The 9059-nt window shown below is 39.7% G+C and carries 8 protein-coding genes; all 8 read left to right on the forward strand.

All coding sequences use genetic code 11. The features are described from left to right. The first annotated feature begins 241 nt into the window (after nucleotides 1-241). Nucleotides 242-685 carry a hypothetical protein gene (locus ACY3FQ_RS17170; protein WP_005248669.1) on the forward strand — a complete coding sequence of 148 codons (444 nt, stop codon included), beginning with the start codon at nucleotides 242-244 and terminating at the stop codon, nucleotides 683-685. Between the two features lie 47 nt (nucleotides 686-732). Further along, nucleotides 733-1932, forward strand: a complete 1200-nt coding sequence (locus ACY3FQ_RS17175) for a TolC family protein (protein ID WP_005248670.1) — start codon at nucleotides 733-735, stop codon at nucleotides 1930-1932. An 11-nt stretch (nucleotides 1933-1943) separates the two neighbouring features. Next, nucleotides 1944-3419 (forward strand): efflux RND transporter periplasmic adaptor subunit, encoded by a 1476-nt coding sequence (locus tag ACY3FQ_RS17180; RefSeq protein ID WP_201949749.1) that lies wholly within the window; start codon nucleotides 1944-1946, stop codon nucleotides 3417-3419. Nucleotides 3420-3431: 12 nt separating this feature from the next. Then, entirely contained in the window at nucleotides 3432-6560 is a 3129-nt protein-coding gene (locus ACY3FQ_RS17185) for an efflux RND transporter permease subunit (protein ID WP_489774507.1), read from the forward strand. A gap of 11 nt (nucleotides 6561-6571) precedes the next feature. Beyond that, complete coding sequence (locus ACY3FQ_RS17190) at nucleotides 6572-6979, forward strand: hypothetical protein (RefSeq protein ID WP_201949746.1); 408 nt, start codon at nucleotides 6572-6574, stop codon at nucleotides 6977-6979. Nucleotides 6980-6984: 5 nt separating this feature from the next. Next, nucleotides 6985-7698, forward strand: a complete 714-nt coding sequence (locus ACY3FQ_RS17195) for a HupE/UreJ family protein (RefSeq protein ID WP_005248674.1) — start codon at nucleotides 6985-6987, stop codon at nucleotides 7696-7698. Nucleotides 7699-7709: 11 nt separating this feature from the next. Next, a complete protein-coding gene (locus ACY3FQ_RS17200) occupies nucleotides 7710-8348 on the forward strand; it encodes a hypothetical protein (protein WP_005248675.1) in 639 nt (212 codons plus the stop codon). 83 nt (nucleotides 8349-8431) lie between these two features. After that, on the forward strand, nucleotides 8432-9059 hold a 628-nt coding region (locus tag ACY3FQ_RS17205), incomplete at its 3' end, for an MFS transporter (RefSeq protein ID WP_489774509.1).

Genomic DNA, 9059 nt, shown 5'->3' on the forward strand with positions numbered 1-9059 from the left:
GCTTCACTTTATATATTTGGAAATGAGATCCTTATTACAGGCATAACAACAGTAGTGGGTATTGAATAAGATAATTCCAAAATAAGGTTGTTGAGGAAATCAAACATTAGAGTACTTATCTTTGGTAGCTTACTCATACCTTTTTCTAAAAATAATACAAATAGTTTTTATCTTAGGTAACAATTTACTTTTGAAGTTCTATTCAGTATGCTTTCTGCGAATCTCGAGATGATTTTTTCGTATGCCACATAATAAGTTCTCAAAACTTATTCTTGCGTTTGTCCTGTTTTTGTTTGCGATAACAACAACGGGAGCTTACACATGGGCGCCAGTTATAGCTAAAAATCTTGACCATCATCATGATGTGACTATCTCAGTTGAAACAGACAGTTCCAGCCAATGGTCTCTTATTCATCATGCTGAAGAGCAAGTCTTAGAAGATACTAAAAATCACAACTGGACCAGTTATGATGAAGCACCTTTTCATCATTCTACTAAGCCTATTCAAGCTGATGATCAAATTACAATTGATCCAGTTTTTCTCTTAAGTTTTTCCCTCCCGCTCATTCTGCTTTTCCTGAGTCTTTTTGAACGACCCGTTCGATCCTATGCACTTAGGAAAAGGATAGAATATCTTTGTAATTCCTATATATTTACAAAAGGTTTAATTGTTCTAAGAAATTGATTTTTCTGTACAAAAAATAATTTCCATTTTTTTGTATAGGTAAAGTCATGTCTAAAAAATATCAGATATTTCTTGCCTGTGGTTTAGTAGCAGCAACGACTCGATTATTTGCAGCATCTGATTACGTTCAGCTACAACAACAGGTAATTTCAAACGATTCAATTTTGAAGAGTTTGCAACAGTCTCAACACGCATATGCCATAAATCAGAAATATGCCGGTAGACTTAATAATCCTACGTTTAATCTTGAATTAGACAATTTAGGTAATTCAGACCTTAAAGATCTTGATGGGCCAACGACTATGATTGGTTTGTCCCAGGATATTCCTCTCAATAATAAACGCGCTTTGCGTAGGCAGTTGGCAGGGTTTCAAGGGAATAATAACCAATTTGAGGCATTGAAGCGTCAGGCTGAATTAAAAGCCGATTTCCGTGTTTGTATGTCAAATTGGTATGCGGCTTCAAAACGGGTAGAAATTTATTCTACCGAAAGCAAGATGAACGCGAGACAAGCCCATGTTCTGAATGAAAAATTGAAGTTTGGCAGAGTAATTCCATCTGATGTTCAATTGAGTTCAGCTTTATCGTCTGAATCAAAACTACGTTATCAGAACGAAGTGAAGAAAGTTCAATTTCAAAAAAATCTGTGTTCCAAATTCATATCTGTATTACCTGATCAAGCAATAGAAGTTCCTTTAAGCATTAACTTTGCGGATAAACTGAGCTTATCTGAACAAGAAGCCTTGCTTAAAACTCAACTGGCTAAAACCCAGTATGAATTAGCTAAAAAAGAAGCCGTGCCAGATATTACGCTGGGTTTAGGGGTAAGGAACTATCAGGAGACCAATGATCAAGTTTTCTTAGTTTCTACATCTATTCCCCTATCTGTTTTTAATCGAAATAAGGGGAGCATTGCACTTGCACAAGCGGAGCAAGTACATGCAGAAACTCGTTCTATTCTCGTAAACCGTAACTCCAAAATTGAATTAGAAAATAAGTCTATTGAAGTATCGAACCTGATTGATTCGATCAAAAATTATGATCAGTCCATACTTCCTGCCACCAAAGAAAGTTTGAGAATTGCTGAAATGGGGTATCAGGCAGGAAAAATTTCTTTACTTGAATTCAATACTATTAAGCAAATTTGGTTGGATAAACATCTCGCTCGATTCGATTTGTGGTTGGCTTTGCAAAATCAAATTGCAGAGGTTGAACGAAATTATGTGACCAATTTAGATCAAGAATAAGGCCTGAAAATATGAATAAACCAACCAATACTTTAATTACTACAGGTGTTATCGCTTTATTAGTCGTTTTATGTGCAATCGCTTGGTACAAAACGGGTAATAAAGCCGAAACTTCAAGTCATAATGAGGTGACTGAAGAAAAAGTTGCTGTAGCAGGAGATGAAAAAGGCCCGCATGGGGGCCGTTTATATCGCGATGGTGATTTTGCTGCTGAAGTCAAAATCTTCGAGGAAGGGGTAGAGCCTCATTTACGGGTGTATGGCTACTTTAAAGATAAGCCATTAAAACCAGAAGAGATTAGTGCCAATATTTTTATCCAGCGTCTTGATGCAGAACAAACCATATCATTTAAGCCTGAAAGCGATTATCTGATTGGGAATGAAATTGTCTATGAGCCACATTCATTCTTGATGGTGATCAATGTTGATTATCAAGGTAAAAAACATACTTGGAAATGGGATACCAAAGAGGGACGAGTCACTATGCTTGATAGCAGTATCAAGAGCAGTGGTTTGGAACTTTTAAAAGTTGAACCCATGATGTTTGAAAATGCACTCGAACTCAAAGGTGAACTTAAATTTCCTGATAATTTTGAAGGCTTTATTACACCTAAAACGAGTGGAACATTAATAAAAACGTACCGTTCAATTGGCGATAAAGTGAATCAGGGGGATCTGTTAGCGACTGTGCAAAGTCAGGAGTTAATCCGTCTTAATGCGGAACGTACGCTTGCATTGGATACCTTACAATTTGCCCGTAAAAAGATGGAACAGGAACGAGTTTTATTTCAAAAGAAAGTTTCACCTGAAATTGACTACATCAATGCCAAACGTGAATTTGAAAATGCTCAGACTAGGGCCAATGAGCTGAATAGCTTAATCCGTTCCTATGGGGGGGCAGGTAATGGAACAATTGAAGTCAGAGCCGTAATGTCAGGTACGATTCTACAAGTGCTTGGTGCTGTTGGTTCTAATGTAACGCCATCATCTCCATTGTTCAAAATTGCCAATACATCTCAACTTATTGCTGTGGTTAATGTGCCTGCGGATCAACTGGATGCCATTAATCCAAATAATAAAGTAACTGTTAAGCCTCAAACTCAAACAGGCACAGAAGAAGCATTGGGGCGCATCAAATATATCAGTGACGTGATTGATCCAAAAACACGAACTGCGCAAGTTTTTATTGAAATTCCCAACCAGTTCAGATGGCGTTCAGGACAGTTAATCACTGCACAAATCTTTGAAAACCAGAGCATGAAACCGATGGTTGTCCGTGAAGATGCTTTGCAAAACTTCCGTGATTGGGATGTGGTGTTTATTCGTGTCGGGAATGACTTTGAAGCACGTCCTCTAGAGTTAGGCGATAAATTTAATGGTTTTGTTGAAGTTAAATCTGGTCTAAAAGCAGGGCAGATTTATGCAGCAGGTAATTCTTATTTATTAAAAGCAGAGCTGGGTAAATCTGGCGCTACTCATGATCATTAAGGAGTAGCGTTTATGTTTGACCAAATTGTAAAGCTCTCGATAAAGAATCGTTGGCTGGTACTGATCATTTTCCTATTCATAGGGGCATTTGGCGTTTACAACTATTTTAAACTGCCAATTGATGCTGTACCCGATATTACCAACGTACAAGTTCAAATTAACAGTGAGGCCCAGGGCTTATCTCCAACCGAGATGGAATCCCAGGTCACCTACCCCATTGAAACGGCTTTGGCTGGTATTCCTAATCTGGACTATACCCGATCAGTATCCAGATACGGCTTATCTCAAGTGACTGCGATTTTTAAGGAAGGCACGGACATTTACTTTGCCCGTCAGCTAGTGAATGAAAAGTTGCAAGGGGTTACACCAAGTCTCCCCGGGGGTATATCGACTTCTATGGGTCCTGTTTCTACAGGACTTGGCGAAATCTTCATGTACACGGTGGAAAATGCAAAAAACAACCCGACTCCACTTTCACCGACTGAATTGCGAACACTTCAGGATTGGGTGATCAAGCCTCAGCTTCGAAATGTCGAAGGTGTGAATGAAATCAATACGATTGGTGGCTATTTAAAACAATTTGTTGTACAGCCCGACTATGCGTATTTACGAAGTATTGGTCTAGATCAAAAGACTATTTTGGATGCTATTTCTAAAAATAGCATGAATAAAGGTTCAGGCTATATTGAGAAGAATGGTGAGCAGTACTTGATACGTTCTGATTCTCAAATCAGTTCGATTGAGCAAATTCAGAATATTCCGATCACCACAAGCAATGGTTATATCTTGCGTTTAAAAGATGTAGCTAAGATTTCTATTGGACACGAACTCCGTACAGGCGCTGCAACAAAAGATGGCCAGGAAATTGTGCTGGGTACAGCTTTTATGCTGATTGGAGAAAACTCGCGTAATGTCGCTGATGCAGTAGATCAAAAATTACAGCAAGTCCAAAAGTCCTTACCTGAAGGTGTTGAAGCCAAAGCAGTATATAACCGTACGACATTAGTGGATGCCACGATTGAAACCGTGAAGAAGAATTTGCTTGAAGGTGCAATTCTGGTCATTGTCGTGTTGTTCATTTTTCTGGGTCATTTCCGTGCTGCGCTGATTACCGCAATGGTGATACCACTGTCGATGTTGATGACTATCACAGGCATGGTGAATCAGAAAATTAGTGCAAATTTAATGAGCTTAGGGGCTTTGGACTTCGGGATCATTGTAGATGGTGCCGTGGTAATTGTTGAAGCCTCACTGGCCAGATTGGCCATGAAGCAGAAAGAATTAGGACGAATACTCACCCGTCAAGAACGATTCACAACGGTTTTTGAAGCGACTAAAGAATCACGAAAAGCCATTCTCTACGGTCAGTTGATTATCATCTTGGTGTATTTGCCGATAATGACCTTGACTGGGGTAGAAGGCAAGATGTTCACGCCTATGGCAATGACCGTGGTGATGGCATTGGTTGCCGCTATGCTTCTATCGATTACATTTGTACCTGCAATGGTGGCTTTAGTGACCGCAGGTAAAATCAAAGATGAAGAGTCTAGAATTGTTTACTTCATTAAAAAGATTTATAACCCGGTCTTAGATTGGTCATTGAATCATAGGTACAAGCTGATTGCTTTTGTAGCTGTATTCTTTGTATTTAGTGCAAGCCTTTCAACACGATTGGGGTCTGAATTTATTCCCTCTTTAGATGAAGGTGATGTGGCATTACATGCGCTGCGTATACCGGGCACGTCCTTAACTCAAGCGGTCGAAATGCAATATGCGCTTGAGAAAGAAATCAAGAAAATCCCTGAGGTTCAAACGATATTTGCCAAAGTCGGTACGGCTGAGATTGCAACTGATCCGGTGCCGCCAAACGTAGCTGATAATTTTGTCATATTGAAACCACGCGATCAGTGGCCAGATCCCGATAAAGAAAAATCCGCTATCGTTGCTGAAATTGAGCGTGTTTCTAAAGGTGTATATGGGAACAACTATGAGTTCACTCAACCGATTCAAATGCGATTCAACGAACTTATTTCAGGTGTCCGTACTGACGTTGCTGTAAAAATTTATGGAGACGATTTAGAGCAGCTTTTGGAATTGGGAAATGGGGTTGCAGATGTACTTGAAGGTGTGAATGGTACAGCTGACTTGAAAGTTGAACAGATGTCGGGACTGCCAATGGTGTCTGTTGAACTCAAAAAAGATATGATTGCGAACTATGGGCTAGATGCAGAAGATGTGCAAAAGCACGTTTCTAGTCTAATCACCGGTGAAACAGCAGGTAAAGTATTTGAGGGTGATCGGAAGTTCGATATTGTTGTGCGGATGGATCAAAACTCAGTAACTGACTTGGAAAAACTGTATCAAATTCCTGTCAATTTGCCTGATGGTTCAAGTGTATTGTTGTCCGAGTTGATTGAATTAAAGAATATTCAAGGACCAAACCAAATTTCTCGTGAAAATGGTAAACGTCGTATTGTGATCACGGCAAACGTGCGTGGTACTGATATCGGTAGTTACATTGCTGATGCACAATCAAAATTAAACTCTGATTTCCAAATGCCAGAAGGTTACTGGCTCACTTGGGGCGGTACTTTTGAACAAATGGAGTCAGCCTCTAATCGACTTATGATTGTTGTACCCATCGCTTTGATTTTGATATTTGCAATGATTTATATGGCCTTAGGCAATATCAGAAATAGTGTGCTGGTCTTTACTGGTGTGCCTTTTGCATTAACGGGTGGAGTCATTGCTTTAGCCCTCCGTGATATTCCTTTCTCTATCTCAGCTGCTGTTGGTTTTATTGCTTTATCGGGTGTTGCAGTACTCAATGGTTTGGTACTCGTATCGGCTATTCAGAGATTGCGTGATCAGGGCGAAGGGCTGATTGATGCAGTAAAACATGGTGCATTAGAACGTTTGCGGCCAGTGCTGATTACTGCACTAGTTGCCTCTTTGGGCTTTATTCCTATGGCTTTAAACGTGGGGATTGGTTCAGAAGTACAGCGTCCAATTGCAACCGTTGTTATAGGGGGAATTATTTCCTCAACGCTACTTACCTTGATTATTCTGCCCACCCTGTATGTTTGGTTTAACCAAGCTCGTCAGAAAAAATCTGACGATTTCGCTGAGCAGAACGGGTAGAGAAGTTCAATATGATGGCAATAGTGCAAGATTCAAAAATGAGATATGTGATGATGTGGCTGGTTTGCATCATCAGTCTTGCACTATGTCTGCATTCTAACGAGCATGCGACTGAAACGAGTCTTCAAGAGCATGCCTATGTAGATGTGATTCACACTCATCATCATGAGGTAAATCAGCAACATTCACATCATCATCATGAGGTAAATCAGCAACATTCACATCATCATCAAGATACCTATTACGAACATTTTTCTAATGTTGCATCTCTCAAAGAAATAGCACTCATCTTGCTTCTGTTAGGTGCGCAAATATTTGACCGTACGCAGAAATACGCTCTATTGCTTGCAAGTCGTATTTTTAAACCTCCAAAAAAAATCATGAGTTTTTTGAACCATTTTTTAATTTTTGGAGTTTGATTTAGATGCAAATTATTGATTCACATTATGTGAAGCTCAAAACCTATTTAAAGCTGTTGATTGCTTTAGGTATGGTCTTGATAAGTCCTGCACTTTTTGCTCATGGAGTTGCAGAGGGTGACAAAGGCTATATACAGGAAATCTACGGTGTTCATGTGATCCCCTTTATTTATCTGGGCGCCAAACACATGGTTACAGGTTATGACCATTTATTATTTCTGGTCGGTATTATTTTCTTCTTATACCGTATGAAAGATATTGGTTTGTATGTCAGCCTGTTCGCCATCGGTCATTCAGTTACCATGCTGATAGGGGTGTATTACAACATTTCGATGAATGCATACATTATTGATGCAATCATTGGTTTTTCTATTGTTTATAAAGCTTTAGATAATTTAGGTGCTTATCAGCGCTGGTTTGGATTCCAGCCCAATACAAAAATTGCCACGCTGATTTTTGGTTTGATTCACGGCTTTGGTTTAGCTGTAAAAATTCAGGAATATGAAGTGCCAGATGATGGCCTGCTTGCGAATCTGATCTCATTCAACATCGGGGTCGAATTAGGGCAACTCATGGCATTAGCCATCATTTTACTGCTTATGACGATGTGGAGAAAAACTCCTTATTTCTTCAGAACAGCATATCAAAGCAATGTCTTCTTGATGTTCCTTGGTTTTCTACTTGTTGGCTACCAACTCACTGGCTTCATTACTCAATAAGGATCTAAATTATGTTTAACGCTGAAATTCCAAAAGATGTTGAATTACCCTCTTCAAAAAAACTGATCAAATCAACTGTTATTGCGGCGGTGAGCGCCATTGTTGTTCTTGTGACTTGGGTAATGCCAGCCGAATACGCTATTGACCCTACTGGTGTCGGTAAAGTTTTGGGTTTAACCAAAATGGGTGAAATTAAGCAATCTTTAGCGGCTGAATCAGTGAATGGTATGGGAGAGAGCTCTCAGATCCCTTCAGTAACTACTGCTAATAGTTCGGTTGCTCAGGCTGCTGTACCAGATGAGAGCTCAAATACAATGCCCGCTATTAAGAAAGAATCGATCTCTATCGAATTAAAACCTAACCAGGCAACCGAAGTTAAGTTGGCTATGCCCAAAGATGCAAGTGTAACCTTTGATTGGAAATCATCAGGTGGTGGTCTGAACTATGACACGCATGGTGATCCTGTAAATGCACCAAAAGATTTCTATCATGGATACGGTAAAGGTAAAAATGAAACTGAGCAATCTGGCACATTGACCGCTGCATTTGACGGAAAGCATGGCTGGTTCTGGCGAAACAGAACAGAAAATCCAGTGACTGTAACTTTGAATATTGAAGGTCATTTCAGTGAAATGAAAAAGGTCTTTTAATTTGTAAAATTCCAGATGAGGGCTAAGCCTCATCTGGAACCTGTATGGCATAAAAGTTAGGTTCTAAATAAGGAGTCCCTAAAATGCTAGAAGTATTAAAAAACACAACATATCGGCATTTGTTCTTAGCCCAAGTCATCGCTTTGATTGGTACTGGACTCATTACTATTGCTCTAGCTTTACAGGCTTATGACATCGCAAAAGAGCAAGCAGCCCAAGTCCTGGGTATTGCCTTGGCGATTAAAATGATTGCTTATATTAGTGTCGCACCCATTGCCTCCGCATTTGCAGAAAGATTACCGAGAAAAAAAGTTTTGGTAGGGTTGGATGTCATTCGAGCCTTAACCGCATTGTGTCTGCCTTTCGTGACTCAAATCTGGCAAATCTATATTTTGATCTTTATTCTTCAGTCTGCCTCAGCTGCTTTTACCCCCACATTTCAAGCCATGATTCCTGATGTATTGCCCATAGAAGAAGAGTATACAAACGCGCTGTCTCTATCACGATTGGCCTACGACCTAGAAAATATTATAAGTCCAATGCTGGCAGGCTTGTTACTCACTGTGATGAGTTATCACAACTTGTTTTTGGGAACTGTGGTTGGATTTATTGGTTCGGCACTATTTGTAGTCAGTGCAAAATTACCAAATGCGAAAATGCCGGAGTTTATCGGGGTATATAACCGAATCAAACAAGGCGCAAAAATATATA

The organism is Acinetobacter sp. AB03, assembly GCF_058107045.1.

Bases quoted from the DNA above. Each gene is read 5' to 3' on its own strand.
- ACY3FQ_RS17170 (WP_005248669.1), top strand. From the start codon at position 242: ATGCCACATAATAAGTTCTCAAAACTTATTCTTGCGTTTGTCCTGTTT.
- ACY3FQ_RS17175 (WP_005248670.1), top strand. From the start codon at position 733: ATGTCTAAAAAATATCAGATATTTCTTGCCTGTGGTTTAGTAGCAGCA.
- ACY3FQ_RS17180 (WP_201949749.1), top strand. From the start codon at position 1,944: ATGAATAAACCAACCAATACTTTAATTACTACAGGTGTTATCGCTTTA.
- ACY3FQ_RS17185 (WP_489774507.1), top strand. From the start codon at position 3,432: ATGTTTGACCAAATTGTAAAGCTCTCGATAAAGAATCGTTGGCTGGTA.
- ACY3FQ_RS17190 (WP_201949746.1), top strand. From the start codon at position 6,572: ATGATGGCAATAGTGCAAGATTCAAAAATGAGATATGTGATGATGTGG.
- ACY3FQ_RS17195 (WP_005248674.1), top strand. From the start codon at position 6,985: ATGCAAATTATTGATTCACATTATGTGAAGCTCAAAACCTATTTAAAG.
- ACY3FQ_RS17200 (WP_005248675.1), top strand. From the start codon at position 7,710: ATGTTTAACGCTGAAATTCCAAAAGATGTTGAATTACCCTCTTCAAAA.